Here is a 21,532-nt window from a genome sequence, read left to right on the forward strand (position 1 = left end):
TAATGAGGGTTATTCGGTTCGTATTGAGATAATCAACTAAATTCTTGCAGGTGTTTCTTCCAATTTTTCCGATACCTAGAAGCAGAATGTTTTTGTCGCTTAGATTCACCACATTCTTTTTGATGTACTGAACTGCTGCAAACGAAACTGAAACGGTTCCTCCGCTAAGTGCCGTTCTATTTTTTACAACCTTTGTTGACTGCAACACACTGTTGACAAGTCTTTCGGTAAAAGCGCCCACAAAACCGTTTTCCTTTGCAAATTTTACTGCAAGCTTTAATTGACCTATTATTTCGTAATCGCCTAATATTTGCGATTCCAAACCTGCACCTACTTCGAAAATGTGTTGAATAGCTTCGGATCCCTGTTTTATGCAACACAATTCTGAAAATGTCTTTTGGTCCCCGACAGTTTGAGTGCAAAGAATTTCAATAAGCTGAGAGGCATTGTCAGCAAAACCATAAATTTCAGTACGATTACAGGTAGAAAGTATAAAAAATTCAGAAAGGCCAAACGAAGGTGCAAGTGCTAAAATATTTGCGTACTGACAATTATTGATAGCAAACTGGCCGCGAATGGAGGCGTCCGTCTTCTTATAATTAATTCCAACAATAAAAAATCCGGAAATGTTATGTTGCTTACTTGCTACCATTAAAGTTCTTAATTCTTTGACGCAAAGGTATTTGCTGGCAAACCACCTTCATAATTTGTCTGTCATGCAGTTGTCATAAAAATTTATGATTTTAGTCATGCTCCGCTTATTACCATTATTTATTTTCTTATTGTAAAATGAATGGGTGTAGACGTATCTATACCAGAGCGGTGAATTATTAGCTGTTCCGCAAAAATTGAAGTACTTAGAGATGTTATCGAATGAATCAATATTAGTTCTAACAACAAAGTCTTAAATAAGAATTGAGACGAACGTTTCTTATTATGCCGTGGTTGTTATTCCCTGATGGGACAAGTGGTTCATTCGTCAGAATAAAAATTAAGGGTATTGCCGTGCGTGGCTCATTTCATGCCCTGCTTGTTTTTGTAACAATTCTATAAAAACGAGATAGCACCTTTCTTTTTCCGAAAAGAATTACGAACGTTTGTTAGTAACAAAAAAATGATGTTTCTTTGTTTCTGCCTTTAATGATTTGCTAGCTGTGTTGAATATCTGAAGATTTTATTTGCCCATTGATTAATACAGGCCTCTACGATTCGTCTTGCTTTTTTACAGTTTTATTTCATTTCTTAATAAGCGTCCTATCTTCTTTTAATAGACGCTATTGATTTTTTACTAAGGTTGCCTCCAAAAACAGGCAGCCTTTTTTAATTTAAAACAGTTTCTACTTGCTAGCATGATTAAAATTAAAAAAGCATTAAAAAAACTTACAAACGATCGTTAGTAATAAAAGTGGCTTTTCTTTGCTACGGCATTTTAGGTAACTGACTTGCTTCTAACGATAACGATACTTGCTTCTACGATTGCTTGATTACTGTACGAAACCTTCTACGATTGCAATATGAAAAAATGAAGGACTTAAATTAAATTGGGCACGGTTGAATACCGTGCCTTTTTTATTTTCCATTTTTTTAATTTTATTTTTTAGCTACTACTCAGCGCTTCAAGTAACGGGTTTTAAACTTTTCTTCAACTGGCGGGTTTACATTTGCTCTTTATTTTACACTATGGCAAAAAGAGGAATTATTTTAATGAATCTGGGATCACCCGATTCGACTGAGGTAAAAGATGTAAGGAAATATTTAATGGAATTTTTAATGGATGGAAGGGTCATTGACTATCCATATATATTTAGATTGTTACTTGTAGGCGGAATTATCGCACCTTTTCGTGCGCCTAAATCTGCTGAAGCTTATAAATCGGTTTGGACGAAAGAGGGTTCGCCTTTGATTGTACTGACTAAAGAGTTGCAAGAAGCACTGCAACCAAATGTGGAAGAGCCGGTTGAAATTGCGATGCGGTATGGAAAGCCGACAATGGAAGACGCCTATGCAAGGTTAATGCAAAAAGTTCCAGGTTTGGAAGAAGTGATCGCCATTCCTTTGTATCCACATTATGCGATGTCTTCTTATGAAACTGCGGTTGAACATGCAAAGTCAGTCCATAAGAAAAAGAAGTATTCTTTTTCTCTGTCTTTTATTAAGCCGTTTTATAACGAGCCGAATTATATACATGCCCTTACCGAAAGTATAAAACCTTACCTGGAGCAGGAGTATGACCAGGTATTGTTTAGTTATCACGGTCTTCCGCAAAGGCATATGACAAAGGCTGATCCTACAAACAGCCATTGCATGAAAGTTGAAACTTGCTGCGAGATTGCTTCACCTGCACATGCAACCTGCTACCGGCATCAGTGCTGGACAACCACTCAGCTACTTGTAGAAAACCTACAAATTCCATCTAATAAAGTTGGTTTTTCGTTTCAGTCAAGACTGGGTAGGGAAGAATGGTTGAAACCTTATACAGCTCTTCGTTTAGAAGAATTGCCAAAAGAAGGGGTTAAAAAGCTTGTTATCTTATGCCCTGCCTTTGTTAGTGATTGCCTTGAGACCCTGGAAGAAATTGCGATGGCAGGGAAAGAGGCATTTTTACATGCGGGCGGCGAAAGTTTTACAGTAATCCCGTGTCTGAATGTTCATCCGCTTTGGGTTCAATCGCTTGTGACGTGGGTGAAAGATTTTGCAGAAGGAAAGCGTGAGATGGTTCTTTGAACTGGGATGACCGGATCTACAGGATTGCCCGACGTTGATAACAATCCATAACCTACCCGACAAAGAAGATGATTTTTTGAACAAATATTGCAGTGAGTGACACAACGATGTACCATGAAGTACAAATGCCCACTCATAAAAATACCCTTATTGACATGTACAATTACATTAAAGCGTTACATATCATTTTTGTGGTTACATGGTTTAGTGGTATGTTTTACATGCCCAGGTTGTTTATTTATAACACTGAGGCTCGTGAACAACCAGAAGTGGCGAGGGAGGTTTTACATAGACAGTTTATTGTGATGATGAAGCGCTTATGGTATGGTATTACCTGGCCATCTGCAATCCTAACATTGGCTTTCGGTGCTTTTGTAATGATTAATGGAAATTGGCACAAAACATTACTGCATCCAGAAGGCAGTTGGCTTCTTGTAAAACTTGCATTTGTACTCTTGTTATATATCTATTTTTTTACGCTGCACATGATCTTTAAACAACAGGTAGCTGGTTCTTTTAAATACACATCGCAGCAACTTCGCATTTGGAACGAGGTAGCCACTGTTTTTTTAATATCCATTGTAATGTTAGCAGTTGTAAAGCAAAGTATGAGTTTTGTATGGGGATTAATTGGCCTGGTTTTATTTATTGTTGTGCTGATGTCTGCTATCAAAATTTATAAAACAATTCGTACAAAGCGTTCATAATTACTATTAATTTTCACACCTCCCCTAATATGATGCGACTGCTTATTGTTGCTATAATATTTTCACTCTCAAATCTTTCCTGTAAATCACCTAACACAGTTGACACAATTGTTCTTAACGGCGTTGTTTATACGGTAAGCGAAAAATTTGAAACCGTACAAGCTTTTGCGATTAAGGATGGAAAAATTATTGCTACAGGCACCGATGCAGCCATAACAAGTAACTACACTGCAAAAGAAATTATTGATGCAAAAGGACAAGCAGTGTATCCCGGCTTTATTGATGCACATGCTCATTTTTTAGGTTATGGTCAATCGCTTTTTATGGTTGATCTTTTTGGCGCTGCCAGTTGGGAAGAAGTGGTAGAAAGAGTTAAAAGGTTTGCAAAAGAACATCCGGAAGAAAAGTGGGTTAAAGGCCGGGGATGGGATCAGAATAAATGGGCTGATAAATCTTATCCGACAAACGAAAAACTGAATGAAGCCTTTCCGACAATACCGGTGATACTGACGAGGGTTGATGGACATGCTGCAGTTGTGAACCAAAAAGCATTTGATATAGCAGCAATACATGGTGGACAAACATTGGCAGGGGGCGAAATCGAGACCAGAAATGGTAAACTGACCGGGGTTTTAATAGACAATGCAGTTGACCTGGTAACTTCTAAAATGCCGGGAAGCACAGTAAATGACTACGTGAAATGGTTATCAAAAGCCGAGAAAAATTGTTTTAAAGTAGGTTTGACCACTGTTGCTGATTGTGGATTGATGTATAGTGATGTGCAGACGATAGATGGTTTACAAAAGGAAGGTAAGCTTAACATGCGGTTGTATGTAATGCTGAGCGATGACACAGCAAACTATCAACGGTACCTTAATAAAGAGCCCTATAAATCAGACAGAATGTTTGTGAAGGGCATTAAGGTTTATGCCGATGGAGCGCTCGGAAGCAGAGGCGCATGTTTATTGGAGCCCTACGCAGATAAAAAAGGCTGGTCGGGATTTTTATTGAAAGACAAAACATATTTTGATAGTATAGCGAAGGTAATATCAAAGACGGCGTATCAAATGTGCACACACGCTATAGGCGATAGTGCCAACCGTGAGATATTGAAGATTTATAACAGGGCTCTAAATGGTGCTAACGACAAACGCTGGCGCATAGAACATGCGCAGGTTATCAATCCTGCGGACTTCGGTATGTTTGGAAAATCGAACATAATTCCGTCTGTTCAGCCAACACACGCTACAAGCGATATGTATTGGGCTGCAGAAAGATTGGGATTAAGACGAATTAAAGGCGGCTATGCCTTTAAGCAATTATTACATCAAAATGGATGGATACCGCTAGGCACTGATTTTCCTGTAGAAGACATTAGTCCGTTCAAAACCTTTTTAGCTGCCGTATTCAGAAAAGATGCGAAGGGATTTCCGGAAGGAGGCTTTCAGGTTGAAAACGCCTTAACAAGAGAAGAAACTATAAAGGGAATGACAATTTGGGCAGCCCGGGCTTGTTTTCTAGAGAACGAAGTAGGCAGCATCGAAACAGGTAAAAAAGCTGATTTTATTGTTCTCAACAAAGATTTAATGAAAATCGGGGAAAACGATGTTTTAAACACCAAAGTTGTAATGACGTATATAGGAGGAAAACGGGTGCTTTAAAAACGCCCTATCAGCTCTATTGCTTAAATTTATTTTTATCATCCAGACTTCTTATCACCATTCGGCTTTTGTTGCGTCGCACTCTTGTACATGGTAATCTTTATTTGGCAAATTCCTGCGAACACCATTTCTGACTTCCCCCAGCATGATTAAAGCTAAATAACGAGTTAGTGTGCAAGGTTAAAGTGATGAAAAAAGCATCAACGGTACAAGGGTGCGACGCAACAATGACTAAATATGGAATACTGCCGGTTTCAAAATAATACTTCTGACAGAACAATTCACAACAAATTCACAGCTAGATAAACCAGGGTTAAAAGCTTCTCTTTTATGCCTGAAAACTCTTTATTTTTTGTACTTTTGCGCACCTGCAAGAATACAATAAAAAGCAGGAAAATCAAGCAGTTATGTCAGATGAAATTGTAAATGATGCGGCGGCGCAAAATAAAAATTATGGTGCCGACAGTATTCAGGTTTTAGAAGGTTTGGAAGCTGTGCGTAAAAGACCCGCCATGTATATTGGCGATATAGGTGTAAAGGGGCTTCACCATCTTGTGTATGAAGTTGTAGACAATAGTATTGATGAAGCACTTGCGGGGTATTGTAAAAACATAAACGTTACTATTCACGAAGATAATTCAATTGGTGTAAGTGATGACGGTCGGGGTATTCCAACAGCGATACATACTAAAGAGAACAGAAGTGCGCTGGAGGTAGTAATGACTGTTTTGCATGCCGGTGGTAAGTTTGATAAGAATACTTATAAGGTGAGCGGAGGATTACACGGCGTAGGTGTTAGTTGCGTGAATGCGTTAAGCAGCAAACTACAGGTTACGGTACATCGGGAAGGTAAAATTTTTGAGCAGGAATATCACTGTGGAGCACCGCAATATCCTGTAAGGGAAATCGGAACATCAGAAACTACCGGTACTACCGTTCACTTCTGGCCTGACTATACCATTTTCCAGGAGTCCATTTATAAAAGAGATATTTTAGAAGGCAGGCTAAGAGAACTTTCTTACCTGAACCGAAGAATTACTATAAACATAACAGATTTACGAGAACTGGATGAAGAAGGAAAGCCTTATTTCAAAAGCTTTTATAGCGAAGGTGGAATAGTTGAGTTTGTAGAAATGCTTGACAAAAACGGTCACCGCACTGCCCTTATTCCAAACACTTTGTTTGTTGAAGGATTCGATGAAGTGAACATGGTAGCGGTTGAAGTTGCGATGACTTATAATGATGATTTTAAAGAACACATTTTTTCTTACGTAAATAATATCAACACAATTGAAGGTGGCACTCACGTAACTGGTTTTAGGCAAGCTCTTACAAGGGTGTTTAAAACATATGGTGATAAGAATGGCTTGTTTGAGAAAGCCAAAGTAGTGGTAGAGGGCGACGATTTCAGGGAAGGATTAAGTGCAATTATTTCTGTGAAAGTTCCCGAACCGCAGTTTGAGGGTCAAACAAAAACCAAACTTGGTAATAGTGAAGTTAGCGGCATTGTGCAAACTACAGTTGCACGAGCATTAGAAGCTTACCTGGAAGAAAATCCGAGAGAAGCAAAGAACGTAATTTCTAAAATTGTTTTGGCAGCCCAGGCTAGGGTAGCAGCTAAGAAGGCTCGTGAAATGGTGCAGCGCAAGACCGTATTAAGCGGCGGCGGATTGCCAGGTAAACTTGCAGACTGTTCTGAAAGAGATCCGACAAAAACCGAACTATATTTAGTAGAAGGAGACTCTGCAGGCGGTACAGCTAAACAAGGTCGAGAAAGAAGTTTCCAGGCTATTCTGCCTTTAAGAGGAAAGATCCTGAACGTAGAAAAGGCAATGGAACATAAGATTTACGAAAATGAGGAAATACGTAACATGTACACTGCACTAGGTGTTACTGTTGGTACTCCCGAAGATCCTAAACAGCTAAACCTTGTTAAGCTTCGCTACCATAAGCTTATCATAATGACAGATGCGGACGTAGATGGGAGCCATATTGCCACTTTGATACTCACGTTTATATTTCGATATATGAAAGAGTTAGTTGAGGCAGGGTACGTGTATATAGCTCAGCCACCTTTGTATCTTGTAAAAAGAGGTAAGGAACAAGAGTATGCGTACAACGAAGAACAACGGAAACATTGGGTGGAGAAATTGGGTGGTGGAAAAGATGATAGTGTAACTATTCAGCGATATAAAGGTTTGGGGGAAATGAACTCAGAACAGCTATGGGAAACAACAATGGATCCGGCGCGCCGTACGCTGAAAAGAGTTACAATTGAAAGCGCAGCCGAAGCGGATCGTGTATTTAGTATGCTAATGGGAGATGAAGTTGCACCAAGAAGAGAGTTTATTGAAAGCCACGCAAAATACGCCAAGATCGACGTGTAAGGAAGGAGGAATTTGTATAAAAGATTACTAAAAGGCTGTCTCAAGCACCAATGAGGCAGCCTTTTTATGTGAGATTAATACGGTTTCCCTAACTAACCTGCATGAGATTTTTTAGAAAGCAGCGATAACAGCGTAACATACAATGACCGCTCTCTGTTTAAAAATCTGTTCTCTCAAAAAATTTGTAGCTTGTGACCTGTTAGTAATACCTTCTACTTACTAAGTAAAACAAAAAACGATGGATACCTCAAAAATGATTACTGCTTACTGTTTGAAAACAAAAGAAAAAAACGTTCCTATGCACGATGCTGTTATTAGTAAAACAGCCAAAGGTGGGTACATGGCAGGGGGCCATGATGGCAAAGGAAATAAGATGGCTGCAATTTTAGGTGAAGCAAAAGCCTTACAAGCCATTGAAGATGGTGTTGCTAAAAAAGGATTTTAATAACGATAAAAAAAGGAATTTCACTTAGAGTGGAGTTCTTTTTATTTGCAGCAAAGGCAAAAGGTATCATACTAAAAAGAGTTAGCAAAATTCTCTAAAGCATACAGTAAGAAAAATTAAAGCCTTTCTCCTTCAGGTTATTTGGTGCTCATAAATTAGGCAAGCAATTAGTAAGAGACATTTTTTTAACAGCCAAATTTTCAATAGGAGAAGAACTTGCAATGCAAGATGAATAAAGTGGGCTAATTTCTAATTCCCTCAGATAGTAGAGTTTTTTATTGAAGATGCCTTTGTTGCTGTTTATTTCCAGTTTATATATGTCATCTACCAGTCCACATCCGTCAGCTTTTAAAATAGCTTCTTTAGCCGACCATATTTTGAAAAAAGCGTGATTTGCGTCGGGCGCATTTTCAATTGTACTATTATCATTCGCATTCAAAATATTATTAAAATCATTGTAATTAACCGGTTGAATTTTCTCTATATCCACCCCTACTACCTGGCTGACAGAAAAGGCGCAAATAACATACTCCCCTGAATGGCTAATATTGAAGTCAGCTTCGATACAATCAATGAATGGTCTGTTAAACTCTGTGTAAGATAAACATTTCAACAATTCAGGGCTGTAGCCGCTATTCTCCAACTGGCGCGCCAGCAATACTTTCCCTAGCAAGTAAGCTTGCTTGTCCTGAAACCGTCGATAACGCGAAGCCTTACCTTTTTCATTTGGCCCAATCAATCTTTCAACGCAGTCTGTTAACTCTGTTGACAACTGTTCTTTATTCTCTATGTAAAGTATATTTATCATTTACTTAGAGCCCCTTCAATAATTTTTCCTATTTGTCTTTCATTATTCAGAATAAAAAAATGGTTTCCTGGAAATTTATAAAGGTTAATTGGAAATACAGTTTCACTTTGCCATTCAAGTATATCTTCTTCCTGCATATCCTCCTTGTCGCCCACCATAACGGTTAAAGGAATCTCCAACGGATGAGTAGCTTGGTATTGATAGCTTTCAGAAATGCGAAAATCGGCTCTTAAAATTGGTTCAAAATATTCCAGCATTTCCTCATTAGCCAATATCTCATCCGGCAATCCACCTAACTCCTTTATAGCAGATACGAACTCTTCTTTTGGCAGTAAATGTTTAGGAGATTTTCTTAAAGGAACAGAGGGAGCGTCGGTACCAGAGATAAACAAATGGAGCGGTAACTTCTTTCCCTCCTCTCTGATACGTAAAGTAAGCAGATATGCAATTTTAGCACCCATGCTATGACCATAAATAGCGTAAGGCTTGCCTAAAAAAGGAGCTATTTTTTGATAAATATCATCAACAACTTCACTTATATTTTCTGCAAAGTCTTCTCTAATTCTGGTACCGCGGCCAGGATACTCAAGAAAATTGCAAGAAATATTTTTTGGCAAAACTTTTTTTAAATAAGCTAAAGAGTATTTAGAGCCACCAGCAAAAGGTAAACAAAAGAGTGTGACATTACTCGTCATAGAACCAAATATATTAGGAGTTCAAAAAAATTGGGAAACACGCAAAAATAAGCTCGTCTTTTTATATGCCTACTTTTTATGTCTCCTGTTAAAACAAGATTGATTACTAAATCAACTGGTTTTAATCTTTGTCCTCCTCAAAGATTGAATTAATAAAAAAATGCCATAAAACCAGGCATCAATATCAGAGACCTATTTTATGCCAATTAGCGGTAACCCATGGCCTGCAATTCAAATAACTCAGCGTACTTTCCATTTTGTTGCAAAAGTTCATCGTGGCTTCCAACTTCAAGCAACTCGCCCTTTTCCAAAACCAGGATGCGATTAGCCATTCTAACAGTAGAAAAACGGTGAGAAATCAGCAATGCTGATTTATTTTTCGTTAACTCCGAAAAACGTTGAAACACTTCAAACTCAGATCTGGCATCCAAAGCAGCAGTAGGCTCATCAAGCACCATCAATTGTGCATCCCGCATATAAGCTCTGGCCAATGCTATTTTTTGCCATTCCCCACCTGATAACTCAACTCCCTGGTGGAAGTGTCTTCCCAACATCTGATCGTATTGTTTCGGCAATTTTTCTATGAAAATGTTTGCCAGACTTTTTTTGGCAGATTTTGCAATTAAAGAATGGTTGTCCATTTCGCTAATGTTTCCCACCGCAATATTTTCGGTAGTGGTCATCTGGTACTTAAGAAAATCCTGGAAAATAATACCAATTTCAAGCCGTAACTCTGACAAATCGTACTCCCTTAAATCGACCCCATCCAATAAAATTCTACCTTCAGTAGGGTCATACAATCGAACCAGGAGTTTTACTAACGTCGTTTTACCCGCTCCGTTCTCTCCTACCAGCGCTAATTTTTCGCCTGCATGAAGGGTAAAATTTAAGTTCCTATTTGCCCACCTTGTAGAATTATTGTACTTGAAACCTACGTTTTCGAAAGTGAAACCCTCCTTGATCGGACGGGGAAAAGGCCTTGGATTAGGGGACATTTTAATCTTGGGCATAATTTCAAAAAATTCAAAAAAGTCGCTGAGGTAAATAGCACCCTGAGAAACTGTACTGAACCGTTTCATCAAATTCTGCAACACCCCACTCACCTGCCGGATGGAACCAAGCAAAAAAGTCAAATCTCCAATTGATATGCTGCCTGCGAGAACTTTTTGGATGATATAAACAAAAGCAGAATAGTAACCAATAGAACCCGTGATCGCAAGAACAATGGCCCAGGTAGAACGTCTTGTTTCAAGAGCTCTTATGTCGAAATAGAGCCGGTTCGATATGTTGCGAAACCGGTTCACAAAAAAAGAAGACAGGTCAAAAGCCCTTACTTCTTTTGCAGTTATGTCACTAGTGCCAAGGGAGCTGATATATTCCATTTCCCGGCGCCTTTCCATTTGACCACGTATTAGCGTGTAATTTTTGTTATTGAAATAATATTCACCTAAAAAAGAAGGAAGGGTGGAAACAAATAGTATAATAGTAAACCAGGGGCTGAAAAAGACCAACCCTGATATTAAAAAACAAACGGTCACAGTGTCTTGCAGTTGACCAAACACGTTTGTTAAAAGTACTGTTCTTCCAATACACTGCTGCCGTGCTCGCTCCAGTTTATCGTAAAAAACAGAATCCTCAAACTGTTCAAGGTCCAACTTTGAGGCGTGCGACATAATCCTCATGAAAGAATAGTTGGATAACCGGTCGCCAAGTAGAACATCAATTAATAAAATGACCCTGTTTAAGGCATTTGTAGTGATAACTAATCCAAATTCTATCGCAACCAACTTCCACAAATACGCGTGGGATAATGTTTTGTCGCTGCTATGAATAAGCATTACGACCTCGTTAATAAATAACTTGCCGACATAAAGGATGGCAACAGGCAGTGCAGCTAAAATGATACGGGTGACTACTGTTGCTATCGTAAGATATGGATTGGTCTCCCATACCATTTTTAAAAGGCGAGGTATATTGCTTAACGCCTTCAGACGCTCCTTAAAACTTATGGCATCTGCCGATATTTTTTCACCTTTCATAATATTTACCTCTAAAACATTTAAACCTCCAATATCAAACTGAATTTGACGAAACGTTAAAAATTTTTCTTTTGCAAAACGACGCTTATAACGTCAATACTTCCGAAAAAGAGCTTAAGCCTAAGTTATAAGAAAGGTTTTCGATTTTCTTTATTGAGTAGAAAGTGTAATACTGTTAATTATGCCATTTCACTTTTACTTATTGATGGACTCATCTAAATGCTTTTGCAATAACTCCGCGAGCTCTTTTCCACCTCCTATTGTTGGATCAAACATTGTAGAATGCTCGCCTTCGATGTCGAATATTGATATAGAATCAACATAATTACGCCATCTATTTTTTATACTTTCACCGTAACTTATTTTCTTATAATTTACGCTTCTGTTGATATCAGAGAATTGATAATGTTCCTTTGCATAATAAACATAAATTTTACCTCCATGGGGAGTCATATTATAATTTCGGTGAGCTTTTTCAATTATCGTCGTTAATTTTTTATACACCTCGTAAAACTTGTCCTCTTCACTTTTTGAATCGTTTTTCTTTAATAATAATTTAAATTTATTTAATCGGTCACCGATCGAATACCTAGTATGCCTTCTTAGCAGGAATAATTCGAAATCCAATTTAGTGTAAGCTCTGCCAATTAACCTTTTGAAAGAAGTAAAGTAATTTGAACTGAAAGAAGTATTCTTTTGGGCTCTTTGATCTTTTACAACAGGCGCAACGGTGTCAAACATAGCCAACATTTTAACCTCCTTCCCAATTGCTTGTAACTGCTTACTCATCTCGTAGGCAATTAACCCACCGGAACAATGACCCGATAATGCGTAAGGACCTTGAGGATTTTGAGCTAAAATTTCAGAAACATATATCGATGCTATTTTTTCAACTGTTTCCGGAAATTCTTCTAATTGCCTTAAATTTGTCGGTTGTTGCAACCCAAATACAGTCTGTTTCGGATCTAATAGATCAACCATCTTTTTAAACTTAAACACGGTTCCACCACCTCCGCATACTATGTATAATGGCAGCTTATTGTCACCCTTTCTTATCGGGACTAGTACATTACTTTCTTCCGTTCTCGCTATTCTAAAGTTTTCTTTTATTATTTCCTCATGGTTCGAACTCAAGTCTTCTAGAAGACTAATTTTCTTCGACTGGTGTAAACAATGAATGATAATTTTTTGAAGATGATCTTTAAATCTTTCAGCTATGATTTTAATTGTTTCCTCATTATAATAGCTACTACTATATCTCCAACTTATTAGTAACTGACTACCTCTTATTATACAATTAATCGATATTTTTTCAGTTAGCACAAGATCTTCGCCCAAATTAGTTCCTGCAGATTCGCTTGCCCCTGAAATTAAACCTTCTTTTGCAACAACAGTGTCAACCTGCCCCAAGTAATTAAAAACGATATCCCAGCAATCTTTTTGCAATGAAGCTTCCTTATTAATATACTTTAACACTCCAAAACCTAAACCTTTATCTGGTATTTGACGTAGCTGACGCTTTACTCCTTTTATCCATTCTGACTCAGTTTTCATTCCCTCAGTATCTAATAACACAGGATAGAGGTTGGTAAACCATCCTACCGTCCGGCTGGTATCTATTCCTTCCGCTAAATCTTCTCTGCCGTGCCCCTCCAATCCTATCACAACTTTATTAGTTCCGGCCCATTCGGTTATTGTCTGCGATAGCGCACACAGTAAAATATCGTTTACTTCAGTTTGATAGGTTTTAGGTACTTCCTGGATTAAATGCTGTGTTTCCTCAACCCCAAGCTTCATCGAAAGCACTTTTACAGAACTTTCCTTTACCTTACCTGAAAATAATTTATCTACAGGTGAAGAATAATTTGCTGTAACTACATGTTCCCAATATTTCTTCTGCTCCTTTAAAGCACTGCTTTCACTATACTGCTTCAAAGTTTCAAACCACTGCCTGTACGAACTGCCTTTGCTGCCAAGATCTTGTTTTCTCTCGCTGCTAACATCGCTTATAAGTGATCCCAAATCCTCCAGCAGAATTCTCCATGAAACGCCATCTACCGCAAAATGGTGAATTACAATTAATAAACGGTTATGCTTCTCTTGACTTGACGTCATCATTAACACTACACGTACTAATTCTCCCTTTTCTAAGTTAAGGCTGCGTTGGTACTTCTCAGAACACTTCCTGACGCCGTCACCCAACTCTTCTTTAGTCAATGACTCCAAATTCTCAACAGCCAATCTTTGCGTATTTGTTTCGTAAAATTGATGCCACTCGCCATCCTTTTGATAATATTGAAAACGAAGGGCATCATGTTGTAACATTATTACATCCACCGCATTTTGAAGTGTTGCCTCAGTTACAGATTTTTCAACTTTTAATAACACACTTTGATTAAAGTGAGAGATACTTGTTGTTGCATTTTTTAGATACAATTGCTGAATTGGTAGTAGTCCACACTCACCTGTTAAAACTCCTTGCTCGCCAGTTATACTTAGACCTGATCGCTTAGCTAAAAGACCCGACAAATCCCTTACAGTTTGATGGACAAAAAGATCTTTTGGTTGCAATTCGTAACCTAAGCGCCGTAAGCGGCCTACTACCTGAATTGTTAAGATAGAATCTCCTCCAAGTTCAAAAAAGTTATCTTCAACTCCCACACGCTCTATTCTTAACAGCTGCTGCCAGATTTCTGCAACCTTTGATTCAAGCTCACTTGCCGGAGCAATATATTGACCTGCTAGCGAATCACTCAAATCAATTTCAGGCAATGCTTTTCTGTCTAACTTACCATTCGACGTTAGTGGTATGCTTTCCAAGTCTACCCATATTACAGGTATCATATAATTTGGCAGGGAGCTTTTTAAATATGCATCTAAAGCTTCTTTATGAAAAACACCTCCTGCAACTATATAACCTACTAACCGCTTGTGTCCATCTTTTTCGCCAACAACAACGGCACACTGTTTTACTAATCCACTTTGCATTATCACATTTTCTATCTCTCCTAACTCTATTCTATATCCCCTTATTTTCACCTGATCATCCTTTCGGCCCAGGTACTCGATATTGCCATTAGCCAACCACTTGCCCAAATCACCGGTTTTGTAAAGCCTTGTCGCGTTATCAAACCTAGCAGTTATAAATTTTTCTGACGTTAACGCCTCATTGTTTAAATAGCCTCTTGATAACCCATCTCCTCCTACATAAATTTCTCCAACGACTCCTATCGGAACCAGATTCTCGTGTTCATCAAATAAGTACGCTTGGCGATTATTTAAAGGAAGACCAATGGGGATAGATGTATAATTAGCGTCATCACTTATTTTGTAGGTTAAAGAGAACGTCGTATTTTCTGTAGGTCCGTATCCATTTATAATGTTAATAGCAGGATACTTTGTATGGACCAAATTAATGTGTTGCTCGGATAGTTTTTCTCCACCTACTAAAATTGTTTCTAATGCTCCAAAAATATCAATTTCAGTGTCAGCTAACTGATTAAACCAGCTTGATGTAAACCACATTTTGTTTACATTTCTTGTTTGTATCTCCTCCTTAAGAAGTTTGCTGTCAAGCAACCTCTCCTCTTTGCACAGAACCAACTGACCTCCGTTAAGCAGCATACCCCAAAACTCAAAAGTAGTTGCATCAAAAGCAGGAGATCCGGTGGATAGTAAGATATCGTTTTTAGTTAGCGAAGCGTAGTCCACACCTTTTACAAGGCTTACCACATTTCTATGTTCTACCATTACTCCTTTAGGCTTTCCTGTCGATCCGGACGTATAGATTATATAAACAAGATTAGAAGGTGTAACCTCTATATTAATGTTCTCAGTCGGCTCTGTTTGAATTTCAGATGCAGCTTTACCATCTATTTCTATCAAATCGCAACCATCAATACTTCTTAACTTTTTACTGCTTTCTTTGTCAGTAATTATTATCCTTGCTTTTGTATCTCGAAGCATGAACTCTATTCTTTCCAACGGGTATTTAGCGTCAATCGGCACATATGCTCCGCCTGCTTTTAGTATACCAAGTATACCAACAATCATGTCTATACCACGCTCAATACATATCGGTACAAGTGTTTCTTGTTTTACGCCTTTAGCTTTTAAATAATGTGCTAATTGGTTTGCTCTTTCATTTAACCGCTGATAAGATAAGTTACTGCCTTCAAAAACTACCGCTACCGCATCTGGTGTTCTCTCCACCTGCTCTTCAAATAAATCTACAATTGTTTTATCCCGTGGATAATCGGCTGAAGTGTTGTTAAACTCTACTAATAACTGATGCGTCTCCTGTTGAGTAAGCATAGGTAATAGTGAAAGACTTTCCTGAGGATTATTTGTAATTGAACTTATTAATTCCTTGAAATGGGTAATAAGGCGCTCAATGGTTTGTTCATTATATAACTCAGATGCATATTCAACTGCACCACGTATTCCTTGTGATGTTTCCGTTACAGAAAACGTTATGTCAAACTTTGCAGTATCGCGATTGCTTCCTTTTGAGGATAACTCTACCTCACCCAAACGTAAACTTGGAACGTCAGGAGCATTTTGTAATATAAACATCGCCTGGAAAATAGGGCTGCGACTCATGTCTCTTTGAAGCATTACTGCATCTACCACTTTTTCAAAAGGTACGTCCTGATGCTCGTAAGCATCAAGTGTTGTTGATTTTACCTGTTGTAAAAACTCAGTGAATGAACTTTCTCCGCTTACCTCATCTCTTAATGCCAATGTGTTTACAAAAAATCCAATTAAATTCTCTACTTCCTGCTGCTTGCGACCAGCTATTGGTGTGCCTATACAAATATCCTTTTGACCCGAATGTCTGTATATTAATACTTTAAAGGCAGCAAGCAGTGTCATAAACATGGTGCTGCTTTGCTTCTGGCTTAACTCCTGCAACTTACCTGTCAACTCCTTATTAATAGTAAAGCCTATAGCAGCACCTTTAGTGCTTTGAATAGCAGGCCGGGCAAAATCTGTTGGTAGCTGGAGTGGCTCAACGCCCTGCAATTTCTGTTTCCAATAATTGATTTTGTTATTTAAAACTTCGTCCTTTATATAACTTCTCTGCCACATTGCAAAATCAGCATATTGTATATTTAAAGGAGCTAAAGAAGTTGCCTTGCCTTTATCGTAGGCCTCGTATAGCTCAACCAACTCTTTAACCAAAATAGATGTTGACCAACCATCGGAGGCAATGTGATGTAGTGTAACTACTAATAAGTGCTCTTCAACATCTACATTTATCAACTCTGCCCTTATCATGTCATCCTGCTGAAGGTTAAAGGGCTTGTTGATTAACTGGTGTACATATACTTCAAGTACGCCGTTTTGTTCTTTTAATTCTGCCCCATCCTTTATGCTTAACTGCCATTTACCGGCATCTTTTATTTGCTGGTAAACCTGTCCGTCTTCCTCTAAAAAGACCGTGCGAAGTACTTCATGCCGGTTTACAATTGCCTGCAATGCTGATGCAAGCGCTTCGATGTTTATCTTGCCTTTTAACCTAAGTACTGTTGGAATATGGTATTGAACAGTGCCTTCAAGCTGATCTATAAACCACAACCGCTCCTGGGAAAAGGATAATGGTATATTAGCTGGCCGTGGCTGAACTGCTTCAATGGATGGAAGTAAGGAGGTTTGGGACTGTAATCCGAGATGAGTACTTAATGAAGCTATTGTGGGATAATTAAAAAGATCTTTAATACTTAATTCGACTTCAAGTTCTTTCCGAATGGCTGAAATCAATCGCATTCCTAACAAGGAATGCCCACCGAGATCAAAGAAGTTATCATAAACGCTAATAAGATCTATACCTAAAAGTTGCTGCCAAATAACAGTTAACTTATTTTCAACAATAGTACGTGCAGCCTGGAATGAGTATTTATCTACAACCACTCCCCTTTCCGCTCTTGCAGTTAAAAACAAACGGTCCACTTTTCCATTTGCGGTAAGAGGAAGCCTGCTTAAAGCAATAAACTCTGCAGGAACCATATAATCAGGAAGTTTCTGCTGAAGCAGGGCTTTTATATCTTTTTGTAAAACAGAACTAATGCTTGTAAAAAGAGGAATGTTAGTATAGTTTGTATTGGCAGAGCGGCCTTGTTCACCATAAACATTTTCAATGAAACTACTTGAAGGGTCCTTCTCAAGTAATACATTTATAACAAGAGGATTTTCATCCAACAAAAGGCTACAATGATATTTGTTTCTACCTGCAGCTTCCAAAATATCAGTCAAACTAAGATTGTTTTGCTCTACAATATTGATTCTATCTACTATCTCTCCAACTGTAGTTACCTGGTTTGATTTAAGAATTTCGTCTAAAGCCCGCTCTTTATGCAACCTGAAATTCGGAGCATCTTTTAATGCAATTACAGAATCACCATTATTAATACGATTTATGATGCATTGCTTGTCATTTATCGAATTCCAGCTTACCCAATTTGCATCTTGGGCGCCTCTTTTATCACTTACATAGATTACTACATTAAATCTGTAAAGGCTTAATTCATTAATAAATTCGCCGTGCTTCCATGTTATTTGAACATGAGAAATTTCGGGATACAAGGACTTTAAGTTGTAGAAATATTCCGGTAAAAAGCAGAGTTCTTCTTCTTTTAAAACTTCCTGATCTACCACCCAATTAAACTCTCTTACACTTACTGATCTCTGTAATTTTTGCAATTGAAGACGTCCTTTAAACAACTCAAGCAAGCGCTTATCGCGAACATCGCCAATTATAATACGTCCCTTGTTCCTCAGCAGGGACATACTTTTAGCGATTACCTCGCTCATGTAGTCTTCACCCGGAAAGTATTGAACAACGGAGTTAATAACAATGGTATCTACCTTTTGATCACCATTCAGATTAATCTCATGAGCAGCACATACCTGCAACCCGGTTGGGCCGTAATCTTTTACACCTTTACTTATTCTTTCCTTAATCCGATTAACGGACGACGCAGAAAAATCGGTACCAATGTATTTTTTTACTTTTCCTGCAAGTTGATAATATATTAAACCGGTTCCACATCCAATTTCAAGAACCTCACCTGCATCTTCAGATAAAATTACATCAGCTATATCCTGAACCCATTCACGCATTTGGTCCTCTGGAATATTTGAACCCGTAAAACTATCTTTCCAGATACCAATATCAAACTCCTCGTCTTTAAGTTGCTTGTCATGTTGGGCGTACTCAATATCGTATACGTCCTTCCAACTGTTGACCTGCTCCTGGTAAAGTGCTGTTTCTTTTTCCTTTAACACTTTTAAGTCAGGTGTATAATAACCTATTAACCTGCTATTTTGATTATCGTGCTTTGCAATTACAACTGCCTCGGTAACTAACCCAGACTGCTGCAGAACACTTTCAATTTCACCAAGTTCTATTCTATATCCTCTTATTTTTACCTGGTAGTCTATTCTTCCCAGGTACTCTATTTTACCATCATTAACCCAACGTGCCAAGTCGCCGGTTTTATACATTTTAGCACCTTCATCTTCACTAAATGGATCCTTAACAAACTTCTCAGAAGTTAATTCCGGCCTGTTTAAATAACCCCTTGCCAATCCTGCTCCTGCAATGCAAAGTTCACCGGCAATACCTATTGCACATAATGCATGTTCTTTGGTTAGTATATAAATATTTGTATTGGCAAGAGGCTGACCAATTAATACCTTCTCAGTACTGTCTAATTTCTTTATGGCTGACCAAATCGTGGTTTCAGTTGGTCCATATAAATTGTATACATCACCTAATTGAGTCAACTCATCTTTCAGACTTTCTTTTACAGCTTCTCCACCTACTAAAATCTTTATTTGCTCTTTATTTTGCCAGCCGCTATCCAATAATAATTGCCAGGTTGATGGCGTACCCTGCAGGTGCGTCGGATTGTAACGAGCCAACCCTTCAGATAATTTGTAACCGTCTGTAGCTACATCACGAGATACAATAATTAACTTTCCTCCGTTTATAAGTGGAGTGTAGAACTCGAGATAACAGATGTCGAAGCTGTAGGTTGTTACCGATAAAAAGCTTGAACGGGAGTCAAAACTCACCTTATCTGTTATGCTACATAAGAGGTTTGTTAAGCTGCCATGCTCGATCATTACGCCCTTTGGCTTACCGGTTGATCCGGAAGTATAAATTACATATGCAAGCTGATTTGCAGAAACTGAAAGCGAAGGTTTTTCGGTTGACTTACCACTAATTATTTCCCAGTCTCTTTTTAACTCTATAATATCAACCGCTTCTGATGCATTCAATTTCGCCCTGCTGCCTTCGCTGGTTATTACTAACGTAGCGCCACAATCTTCAAGCATATGATTTATGCGATCCTTAGGATACTCGGGGTCAATCGGTACAAAGGCTGCGCCTGCTTTTAGTATGCCTAATAAACCTATGATCATCTCCAATCCTCGCTCTATACAAATCGGTATTAACGTTTCTGGTTGTACTCCTTTGGCTATTAAGTAATGTGCAAGTTGGTTTGATTTTGCGTTTAACTCTTTGTAGCTTAGCTGCTTGTCTTCAAACACTAAAGCTGTTGCTTCGGGTGTTGCTGCTGCCTGATCTTCAAATAAATCTACAATTGTTTCATCAAGTGGGTATTCGGCTGAGGTATTATTAAAGTCCGCAAGCAATTGATTACGTTCCTGCTCGGTAACCATTTCCAAAAGGCTTACCCTTTCATTTGGCTTTTTCACAGCTGATTGGAGTAGTTCTACAAAATGCGCCGCCATACGTTCGATGGTTGCTCTTGTGTATATATCTGTGCTGTATTCAAATGCTCCATTTAACCCATGTTCCGTTTCGGTAATGAACAAGCTTAAGTCAAACAAGGACGTGGTATGCTGATATCTGGAACGTGATAAAGCCGCCTCACCTAACCGAAGTTCAGGCACATCAGGTGTATTGCGTAAAATAAACATAACCTGGAACAACGGGTTTCTATAAGTTTCCCTATCTTTTACCACCGCTTCTACCACTTTTTCAAATGGTATTTCCTGGTTAGCATACGCTTCCATTGTGGTTATCTTCACCTGTTTAAGCAAATCAGCGAAAGTTGTTTCGCTGTCTACCCTACTACGCATAGTAAGGGTATTAACAAAGAAACCTATAAGTCCCTCTAGCTCCTGCTGCAACCGACCTGCTATAGGTGTCCCTACGGCAATATCTTCCTGGTTGCTATACCTGTAAAGCAGTGCGTTAAATGCTGACAATAGCGTCATGTACATGGTCGCGCCGTGCTTGTGGCTTAATTGCAAAAGATCTTCTGATAGCTTTTTGTCTATTTGAAACACTACCATACCTCCCCGTGTACCTTGTACGGCGGGACGAACATGATCTGTTGGTAAATTTAATGGCAATACGCCCTCAAGCTTACTCTTCCAATAGCCTAATTTGCTATCCAGTGTCTCACCCTGTAGGTATCCGCGCTGCCATAAAGAAAAATCTGCATATTGTACCGGCAGAGGTATTAATTTTGCCTCACGCCCTTCAGTAGTGGATGCGTAAAGTTCGGCTAATTCACCCACCAGTATTGATCTTGACCAACCATCTGAAGCAATATGATGTAGCGTTACTACAAGCACATGTTCTTCTTCCTGCATCACGATCAAATGCGCCCTTAACATCGCATCTTTCGATAAGTTAAACGGAGCAGCAATAATTTCTTTTATATATTTTTCTAAACTTGTACTGTCTTTTAATAAGGAAGCACCATCCACAAGTTGCATTAGAGGTTCTACACTCTCCTGTATTACCTGGTAGGCTTTGCCTTCTTCTTCACGAAACACTGTTCGCAATACTTCATGACGTTCAACAATTTGCTGCAAGGCAGAACCTAAAGCTTCTCTATCAATCTTTCCCTGTAACCGAACAACCGCTGGCACATGATATTGCACACTTCCCTCTAACCTATCTATAAACCACAATCTTTCCTGGCTGAATGATAAGGGAATATGTTCTGGTCGTGGACGTATCACTTCTATTGACGGAAGCACTACTGCTTCTGATTTTTGAGCGAGCTGCGCTGCCAGCAGT

General features: G+C 38.6%; 9 protein-coding genes and 1 pseudogene. 5 read left to right on the plus strand and 5 right to left on the minus strand.

The window, feature by feature from the left end; genetic code table 11:
• A pseudogene (locus JWR87_RS20015) lies at positions 1 to 652 on the minus strand (glutamyl-tRNA reductase); the annotation flags it as partial.
• 1,028 nt (positions 653 to 1,680) lie between these two features.
• Here JWR87_RS20015 and hemH point away from each other — a divergent pair.
• The 5 genes from hemH to JWR87_RS20040 all read left to right on the plus strand — a co-directional run bounded on the left by hemH (position 1,681) and on the right by JWR87_RS20040 (position 7,924).
• Positions 1,681 to 2,724, plus strand: coding sequence for a ferrochelatase (gene hemH, locus JWR87_RS20020; RefSeq protein WP_297823645.1), 1,044 nt, complete (start codon positions 1,681 to 1,683; stop codon positions 2,722 to 2,724).
• A gap of 92 nt (positions 2,725 to 2,816) precedes the next feature.
• Positions 2,817 to 3,431: a CopD family protein gene (locus tag JWR87_RS20025; protein ID WP_297823647.1), complete on the plus strand. Its 615-nt coding sequence runs from the start codon at positions 2,817 to 2,819 to the stop codon at positions 3,429 to 3,431.
• Positions 3,432 to 3,460: 29 nt separating this feature from the next.
• On the plus strand, positions 3,461 to 5,092 hold the full coding sequence (locus JWR87_RS20030; protein WP_297823649.1) for an amidohydrolase: 1,632 nt from the start codon (positions 3,461 to 3,463) through the stop codon (positions 5,090 to 5,092).
• Positions 5,093 to 5,499: 407 nt separating this feature from the next.
• Positions 5,500 to 7,479 (plus strand): DNA topoisomerase (ATP-hydrolyzing) subunit B, encoded by a 1,980-nt coding sequence (gyrB, locus tag JWR87_RS20035; protein WP_297823651.1) that lies wholly within the window; start codon positions 5,500 to 5,502, stop codon positions 7,477 to 7,479.
• 238 nt (positions 7,480 to 7,717) lie between these two features.
• Positions 7,718 to 7,924, plus strand: a complete 207-nt coding sequence (locus tag JWR87_RS20040; RefSeq protein WP_297823654.1) for a hypothetical protein — start codon at positions 7,718 to 7,720, stop codon at positions 7,922 to 7,924.
• Between the two features lie 148 nt (positions 7,925 to 8,072).
• On the opposite strand, the gene JWR87_RS20045 is transcribed toward JWR87_RS20040, so the two are convergent.
• The 4 genes from JWR87_RS20045 to JWR87_RS20060 all read right to left on the minus strand — a co-directional run bounded on the left by JWR87_RS20045 (position 8,073) and on the right by JWR87_RS20060 (position 21,492).
• A complete protein-coding gene (locus tag JWR87_RS20045) occupies positions 8,073 to 8,732 on the minus strand; it encodes a 4'-phosphopantetheinyl transferase superfamily protein (RefSeq protein ID WP_297823656.1) in 660 nt (219 codons plus the stop codon).
• Complete coding sequence (locus tag JWR87_RS20050) at positions 8,729 to 9,427, minus strand: thioesterase domain-containing protein (protein WP_297823658.1); 699 nt, start codon at positions 9,425 to 9,427, stop codon at positions 8,729 to 8,731. The genes JWR87_RS20045 and JWR87_RS20050 overlap by 4 nt, the downstream gene beginning before the upstream one ends.
• Before the next feature lie 206 nt (positions 9,428 to 9,633).
• Positions 9,634 to 11,466, minus strand: a complete 1,833-nt coding sequence (locus tag JWR87_RS20055; RefSeq protein ID WP_297823660.1) for an ABC transporter ATP-binding protein — start codon at positions 11,464 to 11,466, stop codon at positions 9,634 to 9,636.
• Positions 11,467 to 11,661: 195 nt separating this feature from the next.
• Positions 11,662 to 21,492, minus strand: a complete 9,831-nt coding sequence (locus JWR87_RS20060; RefSeq protein ID WP_297823662.1) for a non-ribosomal peptide synthetase — start codon at positions 21,490 to 21,492, stop codon at positions 11,662 to 11,664.
• Positions 21,493 to 21,532 lie beyond the last annotated feature (40 nt).

It is taken from the genome of Segetibacter sp., assembly GCF_025963695.1.
GTDB lineage: Bacteria > Bacteroidota > Bacteroidia > Chitinophagales > Chitinophagaceae > Segetibacter.